The following is a 23,717-nucleotide window of genomic DNA, read 5'->3' as shown; positions in this document are numbered from 1 at the left end:
TTAAACAATTGACGCGTCGCAATATACGTTCGTATATAACATCGTTAATCATTGTCAGATTAATGAGTTAGTGATTGATGCGGCCATCGAGCAGGCACACAATGAAGCGGCGCGCTCGCTGGATGGAAGGTGCGGCGCACGGGGGGCGAGACATCGCCTCGTCAGCCCGGAGCGGGTTTCAACTGGAGGGGTGAAATGGGCATTCTGGACAAGGTGGGTGAAATTGCCGGTGCGGTCGCTGCTGTGGAAGGCGCCGAGAAGCTCGATCCGAACGCAGGCTTCCTGACCAAGGCAGCCGCCGCGGTTGCCGGTTTCGAGGGCGCCAAGGAAGTCGAGCAGCTAGTCGAGAAGAAGGAAGACGAAAAGCCCGCCGACGACAACACCGCGCAGCCCGCGGATGGGTCGGATCAGCAGACGTGAGCGCATCGCCGCGCGCATGACGGGCTGACCGGGGAGTCGGGCGCGCTTCGCTTCGTAGTGTTCGATACGCGAGTGGCAGTACAAATACAGGAAAGCCGCGGCTGGATCAGCCGCGGCTTTTTCATTGGTTCGCCGGGCGGGGCGCTAGCGGCCAGAAGCCGGCGACGCGCGATAAACGAAGCCGAGCGCGATGACCGCAACCGTGAAGCCGAGGGCGACGAGGCACACGCCGTTCCAGCGCGCGGTGGCCCACGCCGCGCCCGCCATGAGCGCGCCGGCCGCGCCGCCGATGAAGAACATCCCCACGAAAATCGCGTTGAGCCGGCCGCGCGCGGCGGGGTTGAGCAGGTTGATCGCGCGCCGTCCGAGCGTCTGGTCGGCGATGACGCCCGCATCGAGCGCAGCCGCGCCCACGACGAGCATGCCGAGCGCTAGCGCGGGATGCGCGGCGGGCGAAAAGCCGCCCCAGCCCGCGCCCGCCACGCCCAGCAGCATGACCGCGCCGAGCATCGTCGCGTGCGCGGCGTATTGCACCGCGCGCCCCGCGCCATGATCGCCCAGCCGGCCCGCGAGCGGCGTGACGATCGCGCCGCTCGCGCCCGCCAGCGCGAACGCGGCAATGCCGTTCATGCCTAGCGAAAACGGCGGCTGCGAAAGCAGCAAGGCGACCGCGGTCCAGAACGCCGAGAAGGCGCCCAGTGCAAGCGCCGCAAGGAAGGCGCTGCGCCGCAGAACGCGCTCGGTGCGCAGCAACGTCCAGAGCGAATAGAGCAGACCGGCGTAGCGCGCAGTCACGCTCGGCATGCGGTGCGGCGTGCGCAGAAAGAGGACCACCGCGAGCAGGGCATCCGCCACCGCTTCGATACCGTAGAACGCGCGCCAGCCCAGCGTTCCCGCAATCAGGCTCGCGAGCGGCCGCGACAGCAGAATGCCCAGCATCAGGCCGCTCATCACGTTGCCCACGGCCCGCCCGCGCTGGCTTTCGGGCGCCATCGAGGCGGCCATCGGCACGAGCATCTGGATCACGCTGGAGGTCGCACCCGCGAGGAACGCCGCGGCGAGAAAGAGCGGGCCCGAGCGCGCCAGCGCCGCGAGGGCCAGAAAGACAGAACACGCCAGCAGCGTGCGGAAAATCAGGCGGCGGTTTTCGAGCAGATCGCAGAGCGGCACGAGCAGCAACAGGCCGGCTGCGTAGCCGAGCTGCGGCAGCATGGCGACCGCGCCGACGAATTCCGGGCGCAACTGCAGTGAATGGCTCACGAGCCCGGCGAGCGGCTGGGCCGCAGACAGATTGACGACGATCACGCCGACTGCGGCGGCGAAGAACAGCGTCATCGGCAGCGTGAGAGTGGCGTGACTAGCGTGGCTCGCGGGGGTGGCTTCGCGCGCCATCACGCGCGTACAGGTTTCAGCAGGGTGCTCCATCGATTGGCTCCGCAACGTGGCAAGTTCACGTATCGTAGGGAGCGGCACGTTATGCGACAATTGAATTATCGCGATAATCTTTATGCGGAGTTATTGTGAACACCCGAGATCTGGAAGCCTTCGTGGCGGTGGTGGAAAGCGGCTCGCTCGTGCGGGCGTCGGAGCGGCTGTTCCTGACGCAGCCGGGCCTCACGCGCCGCGTGCAGAACCTGGAGACGACGCTCGGCATCGAGCTTCTGGACCGCCAGAGCAAGCCCCTCAAGCCCACGGCCGCGGGCAACGAGGTGTATGGCCTCGCGCGCTCGGTCCTGCGCGCCGTCGACGACTTGATGTCGGTCGCCTCGCCGGAGAGCGAGCCGGTCGGCGAACTCAAGCTCGGCGTGCCGCCGTTTCTCTCGGAACTGGCGCTCGAACAGCCCGTGGATCAATTGCGCGGTGAGTTTCCCAAGCTGACGCTGCGCGTGAGGGCGGGCTGGTCGCCAGGCCTCCTCGACGAGGTCGAGCGCGCACGACTCGATGCGGCCGTGATCCTGCTGCCCGCCGCGGTGTCGCCGCCGGAGGGCGTGGTCGCGACCCAGCTCGGCTACACGCCGACCCTCGTGGTCGCGGCGCGCTCGTTTGGTTTGCCCGACGAGCCCACCACGCTCGCCGCGCTCGCGCACCATCCGTGGGTGCTGAACCAGGACGGCTGCGGGATGCGCTCGGCGTTGAGCCGTGCCATGGGCATGGCGGGTCTGCCGTTCAACGTCGCGGTCGAGGCCTTCGGCTCGGAACTGCAGCTTTCGCTGGTCGCGCGCGGCATGGGCGTCGGGCTCGCCGCGCCGCAGGCGCTCGCACGCAGCCCGCTGCGCGACCAGCTGCAGATCATCGACGCGACCGACTTCCGCTCGGGCCTGAATGTGTGGCTCGTACACGGGGCGCTGCCTGGGCGCCTCGTGCGGCCGGTCGCGCTGATCCGCGACGCGCTGGCGAACAAGCTGGAGATGGCCGAAGTGGCATGACGGCGCGGTGCCTCGCGCTCAGGCGTGGGCGCCGCCGCCGTTGCCGTTGCTGCCGATGGCGTCAAGTCCAGCGAGCACGTCGTCTTCCAGTTCGAGCTGTGCGGCCGCCACGTTCTCGCGCAGATGCGAAAGCGTGGACGTGCCCGGAATCAGCAGGATGTTGGGCGAGCGCCGCAGGAGCCACGCCAGCGCGAGCGCCATCGGCGTGACTTCGAGGCGTGCGGCAACCGACGAAAGCGCCGACGACTGAATCGGCGTAAAGCCGCCGAGCGGAAAGAACGGCACGTAGGCAATGCCTTGCGCGGCCAGGGCGTCGATCAGGGCGTCGTCGTCGCGGTGCACGAGGTTGTAGTGGTTCTGCACGCACGCGATCGGCACGAGGCGCTGCGCCGCCGCGATTTGCGCGGCCGTGGCGTTGGACATGCCGACGTTGCGCACGAGGCCGCGCTCGCGCAGACGGGCAAGCGCCTCGACCTGTTTTTCCACGGGGCCTTCGGACGGCTTGTGGACGTCGCCCATGATGCGCAGGTTGACCACATCGAGCGCGTCGAGACCCAGGTTGCGCAGGTTGTCGTGCACGGCGCGCTCGATGTCGGCGGGTTCCAGTGCCGGCAGCCAGGCGCCCTTGTCGTCGCGCACGGCGCCCACCTTGGTGACGATCGTGAGGTTCGGCGCATACGGATGCAGCGCCTCGCGGATGATCTGGTTCGTCACGTGCGGGCCGTAGAAGTCGCTCGTGTCGATGTGATCGATGCCCAGCTCCAGCGCCTCGCGCAAAACCGCGACGGCCTGCGCGCGGTCCTTCGGGGGCCCGAACACGCCGGGACCTGCCAGTTGCATGGCGCCGTAGCCCATGCGGCTTACCTGGCGGCCGGCCAGTTCATAGGTGCTTGTGGGTTTGCGGTTCGGCATTGCGTACTCCTCGGTTGACGAATGTCCGCAGTATGGACGCCTTCGAATTGTCCGATAATCCCATCTGATCAGTACAGGCTGTGCGGAAAATCGAACAATGTGGGGTGAACCATGCCGATGGAAATGAACGATCTGGCCGCTTTCGTTTCGGTGGCGCGCGCGGGCGGCTTTCGCGATGCGGCGCGCGTGGGCGGCGTTTCGGCGTCGAGCCTGAGTGCCGCGGTGCGCAGACTGGAGGCGAAGCTCGGGCTGCGACTGTTGAACCGCACCACGCGCAGCGTCGCGCCGACCGAGGCGGGGCAGCGTCTGCTCGAATCGATCACACCGCTTTTCAGCGAGATGGAAGCGGCGCTCGACGTGCTCAACGGCTACCGCGAAAAGCCGGCGGGCACGCTCAAGCTCAACGTGCCCGCGAGCGCGGCGCGCACCATCCTGCCTCGCGTGCTCGCGCCGTTTCATCGCGCGTATCCCGAGATCCGCGTCGAGGTGGTGGTGGAGGACGGCTTCGTCGACGTGCTGCAGATCGGCTGCGACGCCGGAATCCGCTACGACGAGCGGCTGGAGCAGGACATGATCGCGATTCCCATCGGTCCGCGCGTCGAGCGCTTCGCGACGGTCGCTTCGCCCGCGTATCTCGCGGCGCGCGGGCGGCCTGACCACCCACGCGAGCTGCTCGACCACGCGTGCCTGCGCGTGCAGTTCGCGGGCGGGGCGATGCCGCTCTGGCATTTCGAACGCGACGGCGAGGTGCTGCGCCTCGACCCGCCCACGCCGCTCGTCGTGCGTCCCGGCGCGGCGCTCGACCTGCTGATCAACATGGCGCTCGATGGCGTCGGCATCGTGTATCTGTTCGAAGAGATGTTGCTGCCGCATATCCGCAGCGGCGCGCTCATGCGCCTGCTCGACGACTGGGACGTGTCGTTTCCGGGGCCGTTTCTCTACTACCCTGGGCGGCGGCACCTGCCGGCGCCGCTGCGCGCGTTCGTCGACTTCGTCAAGGCGAATGCGTCAGACGATTCGGCATCCTGAGTAGGTGTCGAGCGATTTACGTCGCCCACTCGGCATGATGCGGAGTTTCTCCTTCGTCGGTGAGCCACGGCACGTCGTGCGCCTGACAACGCTTAGCGACGCTTCATGCCGTACTCGACGAACGTGCGGCACAGCAATTCCATGCCTTTCGCGTCCTCTTCGTCGAAGCGCGCGAGATGCGGGCTGTCCACGTCCCATACGCCGATCAGCTCGCCGTCCGGCGTGACGAGGGGCACGACGATTTCCGACTGCGAAGCCGAATCGCATGCAATGTGGCCCGCGAACGCGTGCACATCGGGCACCAGCTGCGTTTGCCGCGTGGCCGCCGCCGTGCCGCATACGCCCTTGCCCAGGGGAATGCGCACGCACGCCGGTTTGCCCTGGAACGGACCGACCACGAGCTCGGTGCCGTCGAACGAATAAAAGCCCGCCCAGTTCAGGCCTTCGAGCGAATGAAACACGAGTGAAGCGAAGTTCGCCGCGTTCGCGATGACGTCGGTTTCGCCTTCGATCAGCGAGCGCGCCTGCGCGGCCAGCGATTCGTAGAGGGCGGGTTTGTCGGAGGGAAGGGTGTCGGAAAGCGAGAACATAAGTCGGTCGATCAGGATATACGCCGTTTCAGCGAAAGGCGCGGTGGAGCCAACCGAGAGTGTAGGCGAGATCGGGCATCGGCAGGAAATCACCGGGTGCTGAATATGGCGCATCCATGGACCGTAGCGCGCCCTCGTGCGATTATTCACGTTTCGTGTTGAATCTATCCACGCCTGCGGGGCTGGTCGCCGGCGGGTTTTCAGGCATGCTGGCGCATCAGGACAGATTCAGCACAGAAACGGAGAACGCAACATGAGCAAGACATTAAAAATCGCCGCCATTGCCGGCGACGGTATCGGCCAGGAAGTGATGCCCGAGGGCGTGCGCGTCGTCGAGGCGGCGGCCGCGAAGTTCGGCCTGAACCTCGAAATCACGCATTTCGACTGGGCAAGCTGCGACTACTACCTGCAGCACGGCAAGATGATGCCCGACGACTGGTTCGCCACGCTCAAGGGTTTCGACGCAATCTATTTCGGCGCGGTCGGCTGGCCCGACAAGGTGCCCGATCACATTTCGCTGTGGGGCTCGCTCCTGAAGTTCCGCCGCGAGTTCGACCAGTACGTGAACCTGCGTCCGGTGCGTCTGCTGCCCGGCGTCCCGTGTCCGCTCGCCAACCGCAAGCCCGGTGACATCGACTTTCTCGTGGTGCGCGAGAACACCGAGGGCGAGTACAGCTCGGTGGGCGGCAAGATGTTCGAAGGCACCGAGCGCGAGTTCGTGTTGCAGGAATCGGTGTTCACGCGCCACGGCGTCGACCGCATTCTCAAGTACGCGTTCGAACTCGCGAACCAGCGCGGCCGCAAGACACTCACGGCGGCCACGAAGTCCAACGGCATTTCGATCAGCATGCCGTACTGGGACGAGCGCGTGGCCGCGATGGCCGAGGCGTATCCCGGCGTGAAGTGGGACAAGCAGCACATCGATATTCTGTGCGCGCGTTTCGTGCTGCAGCCGGACCGCTTCGATGTGGTCGTCGCGTCGAACCTGTTCGGCGACATTCTTTCGGACCTCGGCCCCGCATGCACGGGCACGATCGGTCTGGCGGCTTCGGCGAACCTGAATCCCGAGCGCAAGTTTCCGTCGCTGTTCGAGCCGGTGCACGGCTCCGCGCCCGACATCTTCGGCAAGAAGATCGCCAACCCTATCGCGATGATCTGGTCGGGCGCGATGATGCTGAACTTCCTCGGCAACGGCGACACGCAATACAAGGCCGCGCACGACGCGATCATGCAGGCCATCGAGAAGGTGCTGGTGGAAGGCCCGCGCACGCCCGACATGGGCGGCACGGCGAACACGACCGAGCTGGGCGAAGCGGTAGCCGCCGCGCTGTGACGCCGCTGTGACGCATATGCCGGACGCACCGAAAGCGCCGAAATCCGTCGCGTCGCCGGAGCTCGACGACTTGCGCGTGTTCTGCATGGTCGCGCGCAAGGCGAGCTTCACCGCGGCGGCCGAAGCGCTTGCGGCGTCGCCGGCCTATGTCAGCAAGCGCGTGGGCGTGCTCGAGGCGCGCCTCGGCACGCGCCTGTTGCACCGCTCGACGCGGCGCGTCGCGATGACGGAGGCGGGCGAGCGCGTCTATGCGTCGGCGGGCAAGATCCTCGACGACGTCGAGCGGCTCGTGGACGACGTCTCCACCACGCGGCGCATTCCGCGCGGCACGCTGCGCGTGTCGAGCAGCTTCGGCTTTGGCCGCAACTTCGTCGCGCCCGCGCTCGCCGGGCTTTCCGAGCGTTATCCGCAACTGAGCGTGCGCCTCGAACTGTTCGACCGGCTCGTCGATGTGGCGGGCGAGGGCTTCGACCTCGACGTGCGTATCGGCGACGAGATCGCCGGCCATCTGATCGCGCGGCGTCTCGCCGCGAACTATCGCGTACTCTGCGCCGCGCCCGCGTATCTCGCTCGGCGCGGCGCGCCACAGGAGATCGCCGATCTCGCCGAACACGCGTGTCTCGCGATCAAGGAGCGCGACCATCCGTTCGGCGTATGGCGCCTGGACGCGCATGGCGAAACGGTTTCGGTGAAAGTGGCGGGGCCGCTCTCGACCAATCATGGCGAGGTGGCCGTGCAGTGGGCGCTGGCGGGCCGTGGCATCGTGCTGCGCTCGATGTGGGATGTCGCGCCATTGCTGGAGAGCGGGCGCCTGCAGCGTGTGCTGCCCGGCGTGACGCAGCCGGCCAATGTCTGGGCCGTGTACCCGGCGCGCCTCGCGCAGTCCGCGAAAGTGCGCGTGTGCGTGAATCATCTGGAGGAAACGTTCGCGCGCATCGGCATTGCCGCGCCTGCGAACGAGGACGAGAGCGGGCGCTGACCGGGTTCGGCGGGTCCCTTACTCGCTTTCGGGGAGATCGAGCGCCTTGCGCTCGCGTCGTTCCTCGTTGCCGCGCCGCGCACGCTGGCGCTGGCGCGAAAGCACGGTGATGATCTGGCCGGTGGTGGCGTCGGCGGGGATTTCGTTGCGGATCACGTTCGCGACCATCGGCAGCCCCTTGCGCTGGCGGTGCAGCGCCTGCGCGATCGCCTGGCGGCACGCTGCCCCGTGGCAATCCCATTCGTCGCGCAGTTTTCCGCAATAACGGCAGGTGTCCATGCGTTCCAGTTTACCCAAAATCGATTGACGGTTTAGGGGCGCGATCGGCGCGCACCGCGCTTGTGCCACTCGTGCGCCGCCTGGCGCGGGCCGGCGGTATGATCGGCTGCGGACGTGGCGGGGCCGCGGTGGGATCGCAGTGGATTATTTCGTGGCGGGAGCGGCAGATGGCGGCGATCGGCGTAGTCCTGTTCGACATGGAAGGCGTGCTGTCCCACTACGATCGCGACGCGCGCGTGATGAGCCTTGCGGCCGCCACCGGCGCGCCGCCCGCAACGGTGCGTCACGCGATCTGGGGCTCGGGTCTCGAAGCGCGCGCCGACGCGGGCGAGCTCGATCCCGACGCTTATCTGCGCGCACTCGGCGCGATGCTCGGATGCGAGGTGGGTCGCGATATGTGGCTGGCGGCGCGGCGCGCGTCGATCACGCCGAACGAGGCGGCCCTCGCGCTGGCGCAGCGCGTGGCCGCGCGATGCCGCATCGCCGTGCTGACCAACAACTGCTCGCTCGTCACGCATCACCTCGACTATCTGAATCCGCCCGTAGCGCGGCTTTTCGGTTCGCAGGTCTATGCGTCGGCGACGTTCGGCGCGGTCAAGCCGGCCGCGCAGACCTACCTTGGCTGCGTTGCCCAGCTCGGCGCGCAGCCCCAGGAAACGCTCTTCATCGACGACAGCGAAGCGAACGTCACGGGCGCGCTCGACGCGGGGTTGCAGGCGTGCCACTTCGTCGAAGCCGATGCGCTCGCGAGCGACCTGGCGCGGCTCGGGCTGATCGACGGTTGATAGCCGTGCCGCACATGCGGCCACGGCATGAATGAACGGAAGGTGAACTTAGGGGAGCGTGGATGAAAATGCAATGGAACTGGAAGCGGGTCGCGACACTCTGCCTGTGCGCGTTCGCGTCGCTCGCCGCGGCTCAACAGCCGGGCGCGCCGCTCGTCTACGTGACGGACTTCGAACTCGACGCGGCCAACGTCAAGCAGGATTCGAATCCTGTGGAGAGTGCGCGCGAGCACATGGGCGGCTTGCTGCCACGACCGCTGTTGCGCCACCGTGACCCGCAGCAGCAGGCCGATCAGGTCGTCACGAAAATGGCCGATGCGCTGGTCAACGACCTGCGCGAGAAAGGCCTCGACGCGCGCCGCCTGCCCAGCGGCACGCCGCTACCTGCGCAGGGCTGGCTGGTGCGCGGCGTATTCCTGAGCGTGGACGAAGGCAACAGCATGCGGCGCGCGGTGGTGGGTTTCGGCTCGGGCGCGAGCCAGATCGAGCTGGCGGTGGCCGTGGACAACCTGGCCACCCAGGCGCCGCAGCCGCTTTATCAGGTGATCGACAGCCAGTCGAGCCACGCGAAGCCGGGCGCCGGCGCGGCCATCGCGCTCAATCCGTATGTGGCGGCGGCCAAATTCGTGCTTGCGCGCGCCGACGACCGCAAGAACGTGGACCGCGCGGCGGCCGAAGTGGCCGACTCGGTCGCGGCGCGCGTGAAAGCGGCGCCGCAATGACGCGCCGGGAGCCTTAGCCGCGCGGCGGAATGTTGAGCCCGCGTGCGACCGCCGGCCGAGCGACGAAGGCTTCGAGCACGCGCGCGACGTTCTTGAAATCGGCGTAACCCACGAGGTCGCCGGCCTCGTAGAAGCCAACAAGGTTGCGCACCCAACCAAACGTGGCGATGTCGGCGATGGTGTATTCGTCGCCCATGATCCACTTGCGTCCCTCGAGGCGCTGGTCGAGCACGGCGAGCAGGCGCCGCGACTCGGCGACGTAGCGGTCGCGCGGACGCTTGTCCTCGTACTCCTTGCCTGCGAACTTGTGGAAGAAGCCCACCTGGCCGAACATCGGTCCAATGCCGCCCATCTGGAACATGACCCACTGGATCGTCTCGTAGCGCGCCGCGCCTTCACGGGCGAGGAAGCGGCCGCTCTTGTCGGCGAGATAGATGAGGATCGCGCCCGATTCGAACAGCGCGAGCGGCTCGCCGCCCGGGCCGTTCGGATCGAGGATCGCGGGAATCTTGTTGTTGGGGTTCAGCGAGAGGAATTCCGGCGACATCTGGTCGTTCGCGTCGAAGCGCACCAGATGCGGCTCATACGGCAGGCCGCTTTCCTCCAGCATGATCGAGACCTTGACGCCATTGGGCGTGGGCAGCGAATAGAGCTGGATGCGCTCGGGGTGAAGCGCTGGCCACTTGCGGGTGATGGGAAAGGCGGAAAGGTCGTTCATGCGGGGTCCTTGAAGTCCTTCAACGGCGGGGCGCGGGCCGTGCCTGGCGCGCCGCGGTCTGATCGAAAGGCGGTAGTGGAGTCAGGCCGCCAAGTTTAGTGGAAATGGCGCGCGCCGTCTTTTCGCCGCGAAGCGCGGATTACACGCTGCTACACGCTGCCTTCGCGCTCGACCACGAGAATGCGCGCCTCGCCGCGCGGGTGCGCGACATGCTCGCAGCCCACGCCCGCGAAGAACACGTCGCCGGCTTCGAGCACCGCGACCTGCTCCGCGCCGTCTTCGCGGTAATGCATGTCGACCACGCCGTCGAGCACGGCGAACACCTCCTCGCCGTCGTTGACGTGCCATTGGTATGGCTGGTCGGTCCAGTGCAGGCGCACGGTGGTGCCGTTCATGTTGGCGATGTCGAGCGCGCCCCAGGGACGGGCGGCGGTGAAGGTTTTCGAACGGATGACTTTCATGGCTGTACGGGCTTGGGTGTGATCGCGCGGCATCGCGGGACGGGGCTCAGGGATTGGCAGGCATGGATTGCGCAAGGCTCATCAGATTGAGCGGCGCGACGCGAATGAGGCCGCCGCGCGGGCTGTCGATATCGGCGATGAGCGTGAGCGAAAGCGTCACCGTAATGGGCAGGACGAGCAGCAGCACGCGCCGGCCGACCTGGCCTTGCGCGCCATAGCCCTGCATCAGGTTGCTGAAGATGGCGATGACGAACATCAGCGCCCACGCGGCGACGGGAATGCGGTTGATCCACGCGGCCTGGGTGTAGCCCTGGGTGTTGATGACGTCGTTCATGCCGGCGACCACGAGCGCCATCACCGGATTCGGCTGCGCCTTCGCGGCGTCGCGCACGCTCGCCCAGAGCTGTGTCTGGAGCTCGCCAGTATCGCGGTTGATCTGCTCGAGCGCGCTGGCGTCTCGCGCGACGTAGAAATGGATGCGCGCCTGAAGGTAGCGCGCGAGCAGCGCCTGGGTCTGGGCCGCCACTTCGCCGCCAAGAAGCTCGGCGCGCAGATACTCCGTGCCGATCGCGTTGGCTTCCTCTTCCTCGAGGTTCTTGCGCTGGTCGTACCGGCTCACGGCCATCGAGAGCGTGAAGCCGATCAACAGCGCGAGCAGCGTGAGCGTCGCGCCCTGCACGATCTTGTAGTTCTCGCGCGCCTCCTCGGCGAGCGGAAAGTATTTATGCAGCACGTTTGCGCCGAGCGCGGCGGCAAGCGGCAGCGCCACGATCAGCACGATGAACAGAAGCGCGGGGCGCTGGAGGATGAGCGGCGTCATGGAGTCTCCGCGAAAAGCGTGAGAGGGACGAAGGCGCTGCAATGCAAATCGGCGTCGCCCGTGCGAGACGGGGCGACGCCGATTCTACGACAGATCCGCGCGGTGGCGCGGGCCGCTGCCAGCGCTTCAGCGCGCCGAGCGTTGCGGCCACATCGTACGGCCCCAGAACGTCAGCGAGCGGTCCCACGCGAGCTGCGCCCAGACCGGGTCGTACTGCGTGATGGGGATGCGGGTCGGGCCCACGGCGGTCTCGTTCGCAAACGCGTGGTGGGCCAGATAGCGATGGAACTCGACGTCGACGCTGGCGCCCTTGAGCTTCGTTTCGAGTTCCGCCACGGTCTCGATGCTGAACGCCTGGTCCTGGGTCGCGAAGTGGCCGAGGATGGGCGCGGTGATCTTGCTCGCGTCGATGTATTCGAGCGGCGGGAAGCCGTACCACACCACGGCGCTCGAAAGGCCCGGCACCATGGTGGCCGCGAGCAGCGTGAGCGCGCCGCCCATGCAGTAGCCCGTCACGCCCACGCGGTCCGTGAGCGTCTTCAGGTAGTTGACCGCGCCGTACACGTCCTGCGAGGCCGCGTCCGCGAAGTCGAGGCCCGTCATCAGATGGTGGGCCTCTTCCTGTTCGACGGTGCTCTTGCCGCGATAGAGATCGGGCACGAGCGCGAGGTAGCCCGCCTGCGCGAGCCGGTCGGCCACGCCGCGGATCTGGTCGTTCAAGCCCCACCATTCCTGGATCACGACGATGGCGGGCGCGCCTTCGGTCTTTTCCGGTTTGGCGAGATAACCCTGGAGCGACTGGCCGTCAGGGCGGGTGAAGGAAATCATGGATCCGGCGGACTGTTTCATTTGGGGCAACCCTCGGTGAGTCGGTTGAACGAAAGACGCAAGCATAGCGCTTGCGTACGGGATTTGCGTGTGTGCGCCCGATCTGCTCATTCGCCGATCAGATGCAGCACGATATCGCGCGTGTGCGCCGCGCGCCGATGTTCGAACACGTAGATGCCCTGCCACGTACCCAGCACGGGAGTGCCGTGCTCGACCGGGATGCAGAGCTGCGTGTGCGTGAGCGCCGTGCGCAAATGCGCGGGCATGTCGTCGGGGCCTTCGGTGTCGTGCTCGTAGCGCTGCGGATCTTCGGGCGCGAGCTGCTCGAAGTAACGTTCGAGATCGCGGCGCACCGAAGGATCGGCGTTTTCCTGGATGACGAGAGACGCCGACGTGTGGCGGCAAAAGAGGGTGAGCAAGCCGGTGGCGATGCGCTGTTCGCGCACGAACGCGCGCACCTCATGGCTGATTTCGACGAGCCCGCGCGTGCGCGTGCTCACCGGCAGATGATGGATGGCCTGGCGCATGATCAGTCTCCTTGCGGGCGGCGGCGCGTGGCTGCTGAGCCGTCGCGGCGATGGCAGCCTTCAAGCATAGCGCAGGCGCGCTGGGCGCGCAGACCGCCCCGCGGCCGGCGCACGATGCTGGTACGATGTCGGCCTTGCCGGGGCTTGCCTCGGCCGACCGCATATGAAGGAGAAAACCGCTTGAACCTCACCCGCTTCGCGAAAGCCCGCCACGCCACCAAGGCGTTCGATCCCGCCCGCAAGATTCCCGCGGCCGTCATCGACGAACTCAAGGAGCTGATCCGCTTCAGCCCTTCCTCGGTGAACTCGCAGCCGTGGCATTTCGTGCTGGCCGAAAGCGACGCCGCGCGTGCGCGTATCGCCAGGGGCATGGAAGGTTTCGCGTACAACGAACCGAAGGTCACGCGCGCCTCGCACGTGGTGGTGCTGTGCGTGCGCACCGAGATGGACGAAGCGCACCTCGCCGAAGTGCTCGCGCAGGAAGAAGCGGACGGCCGTTTCGCCAACGCCGAGGCGAAGGCGGTTCAGGAAAAGACGCGCTCGTTCTATGTGAACCTGCATCGCGAGCGCAACGACCTGCCGGCGTGGTTGGAGAAGCAGGCGTATCTCGCGCTCGGCACGCTGCTGATCGGCGCGTCGACGCTCGAAATCGACGCGTGCCCGATGGAAGGCTTCGACGCGAAAGCGCTCGACGAGGAACTGGGCCTGCGCGAGCAGGGCCTCACCGCGCTCGTAGTGGTCGGTCTCGGCTACCGCAGCGCCGACGACTTCAACGCGAAGCTGCCGAAGTCGCGCTTGTCCGCGGCTTCGGTATTCACCGATCTCGGTTGATTCGCGCAGGGTTTCGCCGCGCTCGCAGCAAGCGCGGCGATTGACACGGCCCGAAGCCACGCGGGAACCGCATCAGGAGCATTCGTCCATGCAGGGTATCAAACGCCGGATCGTGTACGTCACGCTGTTCGAAGGCATCGCGATCCTGATTACCGGCACGAGCTTCGCCTCGCTCTCGGGCAGCGGCGTGGACCGCGCGGGCGCGGCGGCGGTGTTTTCATCGCTGATCGCAGTGGGCTGGAACTTCGTCTACAACCTGCTGTTCGAGCGCTGGGAAGCGCGCCAGACGAAACGCGGCCGCAGTGTCGCGCGCCGTATTGCGCATGCGGTCGGCTTCGAGGGCGGCCTCGTGGTGTTCCTCGTGCCGATGATCGCGCTCACGCTGCAAGTGACGTTGATCGAGGCGTTCGCGATGGATATCGGCCTCTCGGTGTTCTTTCTCGTCTACAACTACGTCTACAACCTGATCTTCGACGCCGTGTTCGGCCTGCCGGCCTCCGCCATGCCGGTGACGAGCGCTTCGGAAACGCGGCCGCGCGCGTAGCGCGGGTTCTCTCGATCAGGGGCTCGCAGCGGCGCCCTGCGTCCCGCTCGCTTCCACGTTCGCCGGACTGCTCGCGCTCGCGCCCGCGCCCGCCGCCGCGGCGTCGGAAGCCGGCGTCACCGCACGCGCCGGATGCTGCGCATCGTGCAGCTGCCCGGACCAGCCGCCGCCCAGGTCGCCGATCAGCGAAGCCGTATCGAGCAGCCGCTGCTGATGCACATTGAGCGCGCTCTGCTGATTGGTCACCTGCGTGGCCAGCGCCGTGGCGACCGTCGTGTAGTCCACGGTGCCTGCCTCATATTCGTTTTGCGCGATCTGCGCGCCACGGATGGCGTCGCGCACGGCGGTGTCGAGCACGTCGGCCTGCTGCGCGAGGATGCGCAGCCCCGAGAGATCGTTCTCCACCCCCTGGAACGCCGTCAGCACCGTGCCGCGATAGTTCGCCACCGCCGCGTCATAGCTCGCGCGCGCGGCGGCCACCTGGCCGCTGCGCAGGCCGCCGTCGAAGATCGTCTGGGTCGCGCTTGCGCCGAGCGACCACACATAGTTGCTCATGTGCAGCAGGCCCGAAAGCGGCGACTGCGTGAAGCCGTCGAGCGCGGTGAGCGAGATCGACGGATAGTACGCGGCCACCGCCACGCCGATCGCCGCATTGGCCGACGCCATCTGCCGTTCGGCGGTCGCAATGTCGGGCCGCCGCTGCAGCAGCGTGGAGGGCACGCCGGCGGGAATCGCGGGCATCGCGGGAAGCTGCGCGCTGTGCGGGATATCGACATCTTCGGGGTTGCGGCCCACTAGCACCGCAATGGCGTGCTCGTTTTGCGCGCGCGCCACGCCCAGGGCGATCAGGCTCGCGCGCGCGGACTCGAGCTGCGTGCGCGCGGATATCAGGTCGGACGGCGGCACGGTGCCGGCCTGGTCCTGGTTGGCCACCACGCGCAGGAAGTCCGTGTACGCCTGCACGGTATGCGTGAGCAGGTCGATATCGGCATCGGTGATGCGCAGATCGATCACGGCGTTCGCCAGTGCGATTTGTTCGGATAACGTAGCGTTCGCCAGCGTCGCCTCGCTCGCCTGCGCCGTGGCCGACTGCTCCTCGATCTGGCGGCGCACCTGGCCCCAGAGGTCGATGTCCCAGCTCGCGTTCCCTTCGAGCGTGCCGCCGTTGACGATGCGCGCGCCGCTCGGCGTGGACGTGATGCTGCTCACGCTGCTGAGCGTGCCGGTGGAGGAGCGCTCGCGCGCGAGCGAACCGGTGATGCCGATGGTCGGGAACAGGCTCGCACGCGCCACGCGCACTTCGGCGAGCGCTTGCTGGTAGTTCGCGTAGCTCTGCCGCACGGTCTGGTTCGAGACCTGGACGAGCGGTTCCAGTTCGTCGAGCAGCGGGTCCTGGAAGGCGGTCCACCATTCGCCCTTCGGGCCCTGAGCGGCTTCCGGCTCGGCCTGGGTCCACCCGGGCAGTTCTTTCCACGTGGCGGGCACGGCGACCTGCGGCCGGTGGTAGTCCGGTCCGACCATGCAGCCCGCGAGCAGCAGCGCGGCGGTGAGGGGCGCGAGCGGCAGCGCGCGCGTGGCGGCGCTTGCGGGGACGGAGATCAGCATTCGCATGAGCGTTGGATTAAGGCGAGTCTTCATCATGATGCGCTCTCATCGGCCTGGCGATTCCACGGCAGGCGCGCGGCCCAGCGCGCGAGGCGTGCCCGCAGGCGGTCGAGGAACAGGTAAATCACCGGCGTGGTGTACAGGGTAAAGACCTGGCTCAGGAGCAGGCCGCCCATCACCGTCACGCCGAGCGGCTGGCGCAGCGAAGCGCCCTGGCCAATGCCGATGGCGAGCGGCAGCGCGCCGAGCACGGCCGCGAAGGTCGTCATCATGATCGGGCGCAGGCGCACCACGGCGGCTTCGTGAATCGCGCGGCGCGCCTCCATGCCCTCGTTGCGCTGCAACTGGATGGCGACGTCGACCATCATGATGCCGTTCTTCTTCACGATACCGATGAGCAGGATGATGCCGATCATCGCGATCACCGAGAACGGCGTGCCGAAGATCAGCATGGCGAGAATCGCGCCGATGCCGGCCGAAGGCAGCGTGGAGAGAATCGTGAGCGGGTGGATGGTGTTTTCGTACAGCACGCCCAGCACGATATAGACCACGGCGAGCGCGGCGAGAATGAGCAGCGGCACGACGCCCATGGACTGCGCGTAGGCCTGCGCCGCGCCCGCGAACGCGCCGTGGATGGAGGCGGGCATGCCGATGTCGCGCTCGGCCTGCTCGATGATCGTGCCGGCTTCGGAAAGCGAGCCGCCCTTGGGCAGATTGAACGAAATCGTGCCCGCCACTTCCGTGCCCTGGTGATTGACCTGGGTGGCCGTATGGCGCGTCTTCCAGTCCATGAGCGCCATGAGCGGCACCATGGTTTCGGCGGCCGTGCTGTCCGCGCTGCCGCTGGAGCTGCCGCCCTTGCTGTTGGCGATCGCGTTGTTCTGCTGGTTGGCCACCGCGTTGGCGTTGCGCTCGTTGGTGTTGCCGCCCGCCGTGGTGGTCGTGGTCACGGCCGTGAAGGGCGTGACGCCCGAGATGACGCTCGACGGCATCTGCGTTTGCGCGGCGCCGCTCGCGTTGCCGGCCGCCGTGCTCAGCCAGATGTCCTGGAACGACTGCGGAAACTGCCAGTACTGCGGCGCCACTTCCATCACGACGAAGTACTGGTTGATCGCGTTGTAGATGGTCGAAACGGTACGCTGGCCGAAGGCGTCGTAGAGCACGTTGTCCACCTGGTTCGGGTCGAACCCGTAGCGCTTGGCGGTCGTGCGCTGCACCGTCATGTAGGCCTCCAGACCATTTTGCTGCAGGTCCGAGTTCACATCCGACATCTGGCCGCGGTGCTTGTTCAGCTCGTCCACGAGGCGCGGCACCCAGGTGAAGAGGGCGTCGGCGTCGTCGCTCGTGAGCGTGTACTGATACTCGGCCGCCGACTGCCGCCCGCCGATCTGCAGGTCCTGCTGGGCCTGCATGAAAAGGCGCGCGCCCGACACGGCATTGAGCTTGGGACGCAGGCGGTTCACGACCTCGGTGGCCGAAAGACGGCGTTCGTTGAGCGGTTTCAATTCGACGAACACGGTGGCCGAATTGAGCGCGCGCCCGCCCGTGAAGCCCGCCACCGACTGCACGGCCGGATCGGCCTTCACGATGGCCTGCAACTGCGCGAGCTTCTTCTCCATCGCCGTGAACGAAATGCTCTGGTCCGCGATGATCTGGCCGATCAGAATGCCGGTGTCCTGCTCGGGGAAGAAGGTGCCGGAAAGCAGCCGCGCGAGAAACACATTGCCGACCAGCAGCGCGAACAGGATGAAGATCGTGAGCCGCGCGTGATTGAGTGCGACGTCGAGCGTGCGCGAGTAGAACTGCTTGAAGCGCTCGAACTGCGCGTCGATCCACACGGCCGCGCGCGAGGGCTTGTGGTGCAGCGCTTCGCGCTTGAGCACGTAGGCGCACATGGTGGGCGTGACGGTGAGCGAGATCACGAGCGAGATGAGGATCGCGATGGAGAGCGTCATCGCGAACTCGTGAAAGAGCAGGCCCACGATGCCGGGCATAAGCAGAATGGGCAGGAACACGGCGATGAGCGAAAGGCTCATGGAAAGCACCGTGAAGCCCACTTCGCCCGCGCCCTTGAGCGCCGCTTCCTTCGGCTCCATGCCGGCCTCGATGTGGCGCACGATGTTCTCCAGCACCACCACGGCGTCGTCCACCACGAAGCCCGTGCCGATGGTGAGCGCCATGAGCGAGAGATTGTCGATGCTGTAGCCGAGCAGGTACATGGGTCCGAACGTGCCCACGATGGAAAGCGGCAGCGCCACGGCGGGGATCAGCGTGGCGCGCGGCGAGAGCAGGAACACGAACACCACGCCGATCACGAGCAGCACGGCGATGAAGAGCGTGCGCTCGGTGTCGGCCACGGAGGCGCGCACGGACTCGGAGCGGTCGATCGCCACGTCCACCTTGATCGTGGCGGGCAGCGCGGCCTCGATGGAGGGCAGGCGCGCGCGGATCTGCTGCACCGTCTTCACGACATTGCTGCCGGGCATCGGGTAGACGATCACGAGCACGGACGACTTGCCGTTGTAGAGGCCCGCGTTGCGGATGTTTTCGTTGGAGTCGATGACGGAAGCCACGTCGCGCAGGAACACGGGCGAGCCGTTGCGATAGGCGATCACCACGTCGCGAAACGGCGCGGCCTTGCTGATCTGGTCATTCGACGTCACCGTGTAGCGCTGGTTGCCCTGGTCGATATGGCCTTTCGCGCTGTTCGCGTTGGCCGCCCCTATCGACGCGCGCACGTCTTCGAGGCCGATCCCGTAGCTGTTCAGCTTGCCCGGCTCCAGCTCCACGCGCACCGAGGGCAGCGCGCCGCCGCCCAGCGTGATCTGGCCCACGCCGTCCACCTGTGAGAGCTGCTGCTGGATGACCGAATCGGCGGAATCGTAGAGCTGCGCCTTGGTGAGCGTGTCCGAGGTGAGCGCGAGCACCATGATCGGCGCGCTCGCGGGGTTGTACTGTCGATAGGTCGGGTTGCTGCGCAGCGTGGTGGGCAAGTCGGCGCGCGCGGCCTGAATGGCCGCTTCCACGTCGCGCGCCGCGCCGTTGATGTCGCGGTTCAGGCCGAACACCACCACGATGAGCGCCGTGCCCGTGTTGCTGATCGAGGTGAGCTGGCTGACATCGGCGATGGTGCCGAGGCGGCGCTCCAGCGGCTCGGCCACGGTGGACGCCATGATGTCCGGGCTCGCGCCCGCCATGTTGGCCTGCACCACGATCACCGGGTAGGCGATGTTGGGCAGCGGCGCGACCGGCAGCCGGAAAAAGGCGAGCGTCCCCGAAATGAGGATCGCGATCGCGAGGAGTGACGTCGCGACCGGCCGCCGGATGAAGAGCGCCGAGAGGTTCACGGCGTGCCCTCGGGCGCCGGCGGCGCGCCGTTGCCGGAACCGCCGTCCGCGTCGCCGCCCGCATGGCTTTCAGGCTTGCGCTTGCGGCCGAAGCGTTCGGCCAGCCGGTCGAAGAACAGATAGATCACGGGCGTCGTGAAGAGCGTGAGCATCTGCGAAAGCGTGAGCCCGCCGATGATCGCAAGACCCAGCGGGCGGCGCAGCTCCGAGCCCGTGCCGCTGCCGAGCAGCATGGGCAGCGCGCCGAGCATGGCCGCGAGCGTGGTCATGAGAATCGGCCGGAAACGCAGCAGCGACGCTTCGAAAATCGCCTCGCGCGGCGGCTTGCCGTGCACGCGTTCGGCTTCGAGCGCGAAGTCCACCATCATGATGGCGTTCTTCTTGACGATGCCGATCAGCAGCACGATACCGATAATGCCGATCACGTCCAGGTCCTTGCCCGCGATCATCAGCGCGAGCAGCGCGCCAATGCCAGCCGAAGGCAGCGTCGAAAGAATCGTGACCGGGTGCACGTAGCTCTCGTACAGCACGCCCAGCACGATATACACGGCCACGAGCGCCGCGACCAACAGATATACCTCGCTGGAAAGCGAATCCTCGAACGCCTGCGCCGCGCCCTGGAACGACGAGGTGATCGAGGGCGGCAGGCTCACGGCGGCCTCGGCCTTACGCACGTCGCGCACGGCGGCGGAGAGCGACGCGCCATCGGCGAGATTGAACGAGATCGTGACCGAAGGGAACTGCGCGAGGTGGCTGATCATGAGCGGCGAGCGCGTGATGCTGATCTTCGCAATGCCCTTGAGCGGCACCTGGCCTTCGCTGCTCGTCTGGCTCGGCAGATAGAGGTCGCCGAGCGATTCGACCGTGGGCAGCGCCTCGGGTTTCGCCACCAGAATCACGCGGTACTGGTCCGACTGCTGGAAGATGGTCGAAACGATGCGCTGGCCCAGCGCATCGTAGAGCGCGTTGTCGATGGTCGCGGCCGTGATGCCGTAGCGCGCCGCGAGCTGGCGGTTCACTTCGACGTTCACGGAAAGGCCATCCGTGTTGAGGTCGCTCGTGACGTCGCGGATCGACGAGATCTGCTTCATGCGCGCGATGAGCGCGGGCACGTACTGGTCGAACGCCTCCTGGCTCGGCCCGCGCAGCACGAAGTTGTACTGGTTGCGCGAGACCGTGGTGTCGAGCGTGAGGTCCTGCTCGGGCTGAATGTAAAGGCGCACGCCCGCCACCTTCGCCACCGACTGCTGAATGCGCCGCCCGATTTCGTCGGCGGTTTCGGAGCGGTCGTCGTGCGGTTTCAGGTTGATGAGGAAGCGCCCGTTGTTGAGCGTGTTGTTGATGCCGTCGATGCCCACGTACGAGGTGAGCGAAACGACATCGGGGTCCTTGAGAATTTCCTCGGCCAGAGCGGACTGGCGCCGCACCATCGCCTGGTAGGAGATGGAGTTGTCGGCCACGCTGATGCCTTGCAGCACGCCCACGTCCTGCACCGGGAACAGGCCCTTCGGAATCACGACGTACAGCAGCCCGGTGAGCACCACCGTCACCACGAACACGACGAGCGTGAGCGTCTGGTGGTCGAGCACCCAGCGCAGGCCGCGCTCGTAGGCGTTGAGCGTCTTGTTGAAAAGCCCTTCGCTGATGCGCTCGAAGCGGCTGGGGTGGCGCTCGGCCTGGGCGCGCAGGATGCGCGCGCACATCATCGGCACGACGGTGAGCGAGACCACGGCCGACAGCACGATGGTCACCGCGAGCGTGACGGCGAATTCGCTGAAGAGGCGTCCGATCACGCCGCCCATGAAGAGCAGCGGAATCAGCACGGCGATGAGCGAGATCGTCAGCGAAAGAATCGTGAAACCGATCTGGCCTGCGCCTTTTAACGCCGCCTGCAAGGGTTTGTCGCCTTCCTCGAGGTAGCGCACGATGTTTTCGATCATCACGATCGAGTCGTCCACCACGAAGCCCGTGGCGATGATGAGCGCCATCAGCGAGAGGTTGTCGATCGAGTAGCCCAGCTCGTACATGATCGCGAGTGTGCCGATCAGCGAGACCGGCACCGAGATGCTCGGAATGATGGTCGCGGGCAGATTGCGCAGGAACACGAAGATCACGGCCACCACGAGCGCCACGGCGAGCACGAGTTCGAAGGCCGCGTCGCTCACCGAAGCGCGGATCACGCCCACGCTGTTCGACACCACGGTGACCTGCATACCGGCGGGCAGCGCCGCTTCGAGCTGCGGCAACTCCCGCATGATCTGGTTGACGGTGGCGATCACGTTCGCACCCGGCTGACGCTGCACGTTCAGCACGATGGCGGGCGCCTTGTTGTACCAGGCGCCGCGCTCCACGTCCTGCGCGGCCGTGGACACGCGCGCCACGTCGCGCATGAACACCGGCGAGCCGTTCTGATAGGCGATGACGGTGTCCTCGTAGTCCCTCGGGTCCGAGATCTGGTCGTTCGAATTGATCGTGTAGTTCAGCTCGGGGCCGTCGAAGTTGCCCTTCGGGTTGCTCACGTTGACGTTGGCGAGCAGCGTGCGCAGGTCGTCGAGATTCAGGCCGTAGGCGGCGAGCTTCTGCGGGTCGGCCTCCACGCGCACGGCGGGCACGTTGCCGCCCGCCGTGGTGACGAGGCCCACGCCCGGCACTTCGGAAATCTTCGTGGCGAGACGGTTGTTGGCCGCGTCCTGCAACTGCGTGAGCGACATCGACTTCGACGTGACCGCGAGCGTGAGGATAGGCTGGTCGGCCGGGTTCACCTTGGCATAGGTCGGCGGCGCGGGCAGGCCGCTTGGCAGGAAGCTGTTGGCCGCGTTGATGGCCTGCTGCACGTTCTGCTCGGCCACGTCGAGGCTCAGCGAGAGGTCGAACTGCAGCGTGATGACCGAGGCGCCCTCGGAGCTGTACGAGATCATCTGCTGCAGGCCCGGGATTTCGCCGAGCTGCACCTCGAGCGGCGCCGTGACGGTGGTCGCCATCACGTTCGGGCTCGCGCCCGGATAGAAGGTCTGCACCTGGATGGTGGGATAGTCCACCGCGGGCAGCGAGGAAACTGGCAGGAACTTCATCGCGACGAGGCCGATCAGCACCATCGCGATCATCAGGAGTGAAGTCGCGACCGGCCGCAGGATGAAGAGACGCGAAATATTCATCGGCGCTGGGTCCGGGGCTTAACCCGCTTGCGAGGCCGCAGCGCTCGCGTCGGAGGCGTTCGGCGCCGTGGCGCCGGGTTCGCTGGCCGCGCTGGCCGCGCCGCTCGCGTGGCCGGGATGCGGTGCGCTTGCGCCGCCCGCACCACTGGCCGCGCCCGCGTGCGTGGCGGGCCTCGGCCCCGCGGGCTGGATCTTCGCGCCGTCGTTGAGGCGGTCGAGGCCGTCGGTCACGACATGCTGACCCTGCTGCAAGCCCGCGGAGATCACCGTGTAGCGGCCATCGCTCGGGCCGAGCGTGACCTTGTGAACCGACACGGTGTTGTCGGCGTTCACGAGGTACACGTAGTCGCCGGGCGCGCCGGTCTGCACGGCGGGCGTCGGCACGAGTACGGCGCTCTGCAGCGTGTCGACGAGCAGCCTCACGTTGACGAACTCGTTGGGAAAGAGCGCCTCGTTGTCGTTGGGCACGCTCGCGCGCAGCGTGACCGTGCCGGTGGCCGTGGCCATCTGGTTGCTGAGCGCGAACAGCGTGCCGGTGGCAATCTGGCGGGTGTTGTCGCTGCTGAAGACGGTGATCGGCAGTTTCGCGCCGGCGTTGACGCGCTCGAGCACGCTGCCGAGCGAGGTTTGCGGGATGGCGAACTGCACGGTGGTGGGCTTGATCGTCGTGATGACGGCAATGCCCGTGGAGCTGGACGAAGTCACGTAGTTGCCCGGATCGACGAGCCGCAGGCCCACGCGCCCCGACACCGGCGCCGTGATGCGGCAATAGATCAGATCGAGCTCGAACAGCCTGACGTTGGCCTTGTCGGCCTGCACCGCGGCTTCATACTGCTTGACGAGGAACTGCTGGTCGCTGTAGGTCTGCGCCGCGATCGACTGCTTTGCGTTCAACTGCGTATAGCGCGCGAGGTCGGCGCGCGCCTGCGCCAGCAGGGCCTGGTCCTTGGCGAGCTGCGCGAGCGCCTGCTCCTTGCTGATCTCGTACTGGCGCGGGTCGATCTGGGCGAGGAACTGCCCCTTCACGACATCCTGGCCTTCCTTGTAGCCCACCTCGGTGAGGTAGCCGCTGATTTGCGGCAGAACCGTGACAGTGGCGACCGGCGTGACGGTGCCGAGCGCGTTGAGCGTCACGGGCATGGGCCCGAGCGTGGCGGCGGCCACGGTCACGACCTGCGGCGCCGCGCCGTGCTCCGTCTTCTTGTTGCGCATGATGTGCACGATCACGAGCACGATCAGCACGATCACGACAATGGCGAGAATGAGCGGGCCGAGCCGGCGGCGCTTCGGCGCCTGCGGGGGCGGTGCGGGCGGCGGCGGTGGCGGTGGGGGCGGGGGCGCGGGTTGCGTCTGCGGGACGTCGCTCATGCCTGCCTCCAGGAGGTCGGACCGCCGCGCGAGGCGGT

At 66.9% G+C, this 23,717-nt stretch carries 22 protein-coding genes; 9 read left to right on the top strand and 13 right to left on the bottom strand.

Annotated features, from left to right (window positions below):
- Nucleotides 1-195 precede the first annotated feature (195 nt).
- Nucleotides 196-420 (top strand): hypothetical protein, encoded by a 225-nt coding sequence (locus A3CW_RS0121555; RefSeq protein ID WP_028205419.1) that lies wholly within the window; start codon nucleotides 196-198, stop codon nucleotides 418-420.
- A gap of 144 nt (nucleotides 421-564) precedes the next feature.
- Here the strand turns inward: A3CW_RS0121555 and A3CW_RS0121550 are convergent, their stop codons facing one another.
- Complete coding sequence (locus tag A3CW_RS0121550; RefSeq protein WP_028205418.1) at nucleotides 565-1,845, bottom strand: MFS transporter; 1,281 nt, start codon at nucleotides 1,843-1,845, stop codon at nucleotides 565-567.
- 95 nt (nucleotides 1,846-1,940) lie between these two features.
- On the opposite strand from A3CW_RS0121550, the gene A3CW_RS0121545 reads away from it, so the two are divergent.
- The gene (locus A3CW_RS0121545) at nucleotides 1,941-2,846 is read left to right on the top strand and encodes a LysR family transcriptional regulator (RefSeq protein ID WP_028205417.1); all 906 of its coding nucleotides are present in this window, start codon (nucleotides 1,941-1,943) and stop codon (nucleotides 2,844-2,846) included.
- A gap of 18 nt (nucleotides 2,847-2,864) precedes the next feature.
- On the opposite strand, the gene A3CW_RS0121540 is transcribed toward A3CW_RS0121545, so the two are convergent.
- Nucleotides 2,865-3,758: an aldo/keto reductase family oxidoreductase gene (locus A3CW_RS0121540; protein ID WP_028205416.1), complete on the bottom strand. Its 894-nt coding sequence runs from the start codon at nucleotides 3,756-3,758 to the stop codon at nucleotides 2,865-2,867.
- A gap of 117 nt (nucleotides 3,759-3,875) precedes the next feature.
- Here A3CW_RS0121540 and A3CW_RS0121535 point away from each other — a divergent pair, with 117 nt between their 5' ends.
- Entirely contained in the window at nucleotides 3,876-4,787 is a 912-nt protein-coding gene (locus A3CW_RS0121535; protein ID WP_028205415.1) for a LysR family transcriptional regulator, read from the top strand.
- Nucleotides 4,788-4,879: 92 nt separating this feature from the next.
- On the opposite strand, the gene A3CW_RS0121530 is transcribed toward A3CW_RS0121535, so the two are convergent.
- Nucleotides 4,880-5,377, bottom strand: coding sequence for a GAF domain-containing protein (locus A3CW_RS0121530; protein ID WP_028205414.1), 498 nt, complete (start codon nucleotides 5,375-5,377; stop codon nucleotides 4,880-4,882).
- 253 nt (nucleotides 5,378-5,630) lie between these two features.
- Here A3CW_RS0121530 and A3CW_RS0121525 point away from each other — a divergent pair, with 253 nt between their 5' ends.
- Both A3CW_RS0121525 and A3CW_RS0121520 read left to right on the top strand, forming a co-directional pair.
- Complete coding sequence (locus tag A3CW_RS0121525) at nucleotides 5,631-6,710, top strand: tartrate dehydrogenase (protein WP_028205413.1); 1,080 nt, start codon at nucleotides 5,631-5,633, stop codon at nucleotides 6,708-6,710.
- A gap of 16 nt (nucleotides 6,711-6,726) precedes the next feature.
- Complete coding sequence (locus tag A3CW_RS0121520) at nucleotides 6,727-7,689, top strand: LysR substrate-binding domain-containing protein (RefSeq protein ID WP_028205412.1); 963 nt, start codon at nucleotides 6,727-6,729, stop codon at nucleotides 7,687-7,689.
- Nucleotides 7,690-7,707: 18 nt separating this feature from the next.
- Here A3CW_RS0121520 and A3CW_RS0121515 read toward each other — a convergent pair whose 3' ends face one another.
- Nucleotides 7,708-7,968, bottom strand: coding sequence for a hypothetical protein (locus A3CW_RS0121515; RefSeq protein WP_028205411.1), 261 nt, complete (start codon nucleotides 7,966-7,968; stop codon nucleotides 7,708-7,710).
- A 167-nt stretch (nucleotides 7,969-8,135) separates the two neighbouring features.
- Here A3CW_RS0121515 and A3CW_RS0121510 point away from each other — a divergent pair, with 167 nt between their 5' ends.
- On the top strand, nucleotides 8,136-8,753 hold the full coding sequence (locus A3CW_RS0121510) for an HAD family hydrolase (RefSeq protein ID WP_028205410.1): 618 nt from the start codon (nucleotides 8,136-8,138) through the stop codon (nucleotides 8,751-8,753).
- Nucleotides 8,754-8,815: 62 nt separating this feature from the next.
- Nucleotides 8,816-9,475 (top strand): DUF4410 domain-containing protein, encoded by a 660-nt coding sequence (locus A3CW_RS0121505; RefSeq protein WP_028205409.1) that lies wholly within the window; start codon nucleotides 8,816-8,818, stop codon nucleotides 9,473-9,475.
- Nucleotides 9,476-9,488: 13 nt separating this feature from the next.
- Here A3CW_RS0121505 and A3CW_RS0121500 read toward each other — a convergent pair whose 3' ends face one another.
- From A3CW_RS0121500 to A3CW_RS0121480, 5 genes are all read right to left on the bottom strand, one after another.
- Nucleotides 9,489-10,193 (bottom strand): glutathione S-transferase N-terminal domain-containing protein, encoded by a 705-nt coding sequence (locus A3CW_RS0121500; protein WP_028205408.1) that lies wholly within the window; start codon nucleotides 10,191-10,193, stop codon nucleotides 9,489-9,491.
- Nucleotides 10,194-10,342: 149 nt separating this feature from the next.
- Entirely contained in the window at nucleotides 10,343-10,654 is a 312-nt protein-coding gene (locus A3CW_RS0121495; RefSeq protein WP_028205407.1) for a cupin domain-containing protein, read from the bottom strand.
- 46 nt (nucleotides 10,655-10,700) lie between these two features.
- On the bottom strand, nucleotides 10,701-11,474 hold the full coding sequence (locus tag A3CW_RS0121490) for a bestrophin-like domain (RefSeq protein WP_028205406.1): 774 nt from the start codon (nucleotides 11,472-11,474) through the stop codon (nucleotides 10,701-10,703).
- A 126-nt stretch (nucleotides 11,475-11,600) separates the two neighbouring features.
- The gene (locus A3CW_RS0121485; RefSeq protein WP_028205405.1) at nucleotides 11,601-12,323 is read right to left on the bottom strand and encodes a dienelactone hydrolase family protein; all 723 of its coding nucleotides are present in this window, start codon (nucleotides 12,321-12,323) and stop codon (nucleotides 11,601-11,603) included.
- Between the two features lie 86 nt (nucleotides 12,324-12,409).
- On the bottom strand, nucleotides 12,410-12,829 hold the full coding sequence (locus A3CW_RS0121480; RefSeq protein ID WP_028205404.1) for a secondary thiamine-phosphate synthase enzyme YjbQ: 420 nt from the start codon (nucleotides 12,827-12,829) through the stop codon (nucleotides 12,410-12,412).
- Between the two features lie 180 nt (nucleotides 12,830-13,009).
- Here A3CW_RS0121480 and A3CW_RS0121475 point away from each other — a divergent pair, with 180 nt between their 5' ends.
- Together A3CW_RS0121475 and A3CW_RS0121470 are read left to right on the top strand one after the other, a co-directional pair.
- Nucleotides 13,010-13,660 carry an oxygen-insensitive NAD(P)H-dependent nitroreductase NfsB gene (locus tag A3CW_RS0121475; protein WP_028205403.1) on the top strand — a complete coding sequence of 217 codons (651 nt, stop codon included), beginning with the start codon at nucleotides 13,010-13,012 and terminating at the stop codon, nucleotides 13,658-13,660.
- 88 nt (nucleotides 13,661-13,748) lie between these two features.
- Entirely contained in the window at nucleotides 13,749-14,204 is a 456-nt protein-coding gene (locus A3CW_RS0121470) for a PACE efflux transporter (RefSeq protein ID WP_028205402.1), read from the top strand.
- Nucleotides 14,205-14,219: 15 nt separating this feature from the next.
- Here A3CW_RS0121470 and A3CW_RS0121465 read toward each other — a convergent pair whose 3' ends face one another.
- The 4 genes from A3CW_RS0121465 to A3CW_RS47105 form a co-directional block, all read right to left on the bottom strand.
- Nucleotides 14,220-15,725, bottom strand: a complete 1,506-nt coding sequence (locus A3CW_RS0121465) for an efflux transporter outer membrane subunit (protein WP_407669761.1) — start codon at nucleotides 15,723-15,725, stop codon at nucleotides 14,220-14,222.
- A 116-nt stretch (nucleotides 15,726-15,841) separates the two neighbouring features.
- On the bottom strand, nucleotides 15,842-19,156 hold the full coding sequence (locus A3CW_RS0121460; protein WP_028205400.1) for an efflux RND transporter permease subunit: 3,315 nt from the start codon (nucleotides 19,154-19,156) through the stop codon (nucleotides 15,842-15,844).
- Entirely contained in the window at nucleotides 19,153-22,311 is a 3,159-nt protein-coding gene (locus A3CW_RS0121455; RefSeq protein WP_028205399.1) for an efflux RND transporter permease subunit, read from the bottom strand. The genes A3CW_RS0121460 and A3CW_RS0121455 overlap by 4 nt, the downstream gene beginning before the upstream one ends.
- Before the next feature lie 18 nt (nucleotides 22,312-22,329).
- The gene (locus A3CW_RS47105; protein ID WP_081771747.1) at nucleotides 22,330-23,679 is read right to left on the bottom strand and encodes an efflux RND transporter periplasmic adaptor subunit; all 1,350 of its coding nucleotides are present in this window, start codon (nucleotides 23,677-23,679) and stop codon (nucleotides 22,330-22,332) included.
- Nucleotides 23,680-23,717: the final 38 nt, after the last annotated feature.

Origin of the sequence: Paraburkholderia nodosa DSM 21604 (assembly GCF_000519185.1) — a bacterium.
GTDB classification, from domain to species: Bacteria; Pseudomonadota; Gammaproteobacteria; order Burkholderiales; family Burkholderiaceae; genus Paraburkholderia; species Paraburkholderia nodosa.
The sequence above is the reverse complement of the archived record's forward strand: the minus strand, read 5'-3'. Positions and strand labels throughout refer to the sequence as shown.

Excerpts from the sequence above, each read along its gene's own strand:
- A3CW_RS0121555 (WP_028205419.1), top strand. The coding sequence starts at position 196 with ATGGGCATTCTGGACAAGGTGGGTGAAATTGCCGGTGCGGTCGCTGCT.
- A3CW_RS0121550 (WP_028205418.1), bottom strand. The coding sequence starts at position 1,845 with ATGGAGCACCCTGCTGAAACCTGTACGCGCGTGATGGCGCGCGAAGCC.
- A3CW_RS0121540 (WP_028205416.1), bottom strand. The coding sequence starts at position 3,758 with ATGCCGAACCGCAAACCCACAAGCACCTATGAACTGGCCGGCCGCCAG.
- A3CW_RS0121535 (WP_028205415.1), top strand. The coding sequence starts at position 3,876 with ATGGAAATGAACGATCTGGCCGCTTTCGTTTCGGTGGCGCGCGCGGGC.
- A3CW_RS0121530 (WP_028205414.1), bottom strand. The coding sequence starts at position 5,377 with ATGTTCTCGCTTTCCGACACCCTTCCCTCCGACAAACCCGCCCTCTAC.
- A3CW_RS0121525 (WP_028205413.1), top strand. The coding sequence starts at position 5,631 with ATGAGCAAGACATTAAAAATCGCCGCCATTGCCGGCGACGGTATCGGC.
- A3CW_RS0121520 (WP_028205412.1), top strand. The coding sequence starts at position 6,727 with ATGCCGGACGCACCGAAAGCGCCGAAATCCGTCGCGTCGCCGGAGCTC.
- A3CW_RS0121515 (WP_028205411.1), bottom strand. The coding sequence starts at position 7,968 with ATGGACACCTGCCGTTATTGCGGAAAACTGCGCGACGAATGGGATTGC.
- A3CW_RS0121510 (WP_028205410.1), top strand. The coding sequence starts at position 8,136 with ATGGCGGCGATCGGCGTAGTCCTGTTCGACATGGAAGGCGTGCTGTCC.
- A3CW_RS0121505 (WP_028205409.1), top strand. The coding sequence starts at position 8,816 with ATGAAAATGCAATGGAACTGGAAGCGGGTCGCGACACTCTGCCTGTGC.
- A3CW_RS0121500 (WP_028205408.1), bottom strand. The coding sequence starts at position 10,193 with ATGAACGACCTTTCCGCCTTTCCCATCACCCGCAAGTGGCCAGCGCTT.
- A3CW_RS0121495 (WP_028205407.1), bottom strand. The coding sequence starts at position 10,654 with ATGAAAGTCATCCGTTCGAAAACCTTCACCGCCGCCCGTCCCTGGGGC.
- A3CW_RS0121490 (WP_028205406.1), bottom strand. The coding sequence starts at position 11,474 with ATGACGCCGCTCATCCTCCAGCGCCCCGCGCTTCTGTTCATCGTGCTG.
- A3CW_RS0121485 (WP_028205405.1), bottom strand. The coding sequence starts at position 12,323 with ATGAAACAGTCCGCCGGATCCATGATTTCCTTCACCCGCCCTGACGGC.
- A3CW_RS0121480 (WP_028205404.1), bottom strand. The coding sequence starts at position 12,829 with ATGCGCCAGGCCATCCATCATCTGCCGGTGAGCACGCGCACGCGCGGG.
- A3CW_RS0121470 (WP_028205402.1), top strand. The coding sequence starts at position 13,749 with ATGCAGGGTATCAAACGCCGGATCGTGTACGTCACGCTGTTCGAAGGC.
- A3CW_RS0121465 (WP_407669761.1), bottom strand. The coding sequence starts at position 15,725 with ATGGTCGGACCGGACTACCACCGGCCGCAGGTCGCCGTGCCCGCCACG.
- A3CW_RS0121455 (WP_028205399.1), bottom strand. The coding sequence starts at position 22,311 with ATGAATATTTCGCGTCTCTTCATCCTGCGGCCGGTCGCGACTTCACTC.
- A3CW_RS47105 (WP_081771747.1), bottom strand. The coding sequence starts at position 23,679 with ATGAGCGACGTCCCGCAGACGCAACCCGCGCCCCCGCCCCCACCGCCA.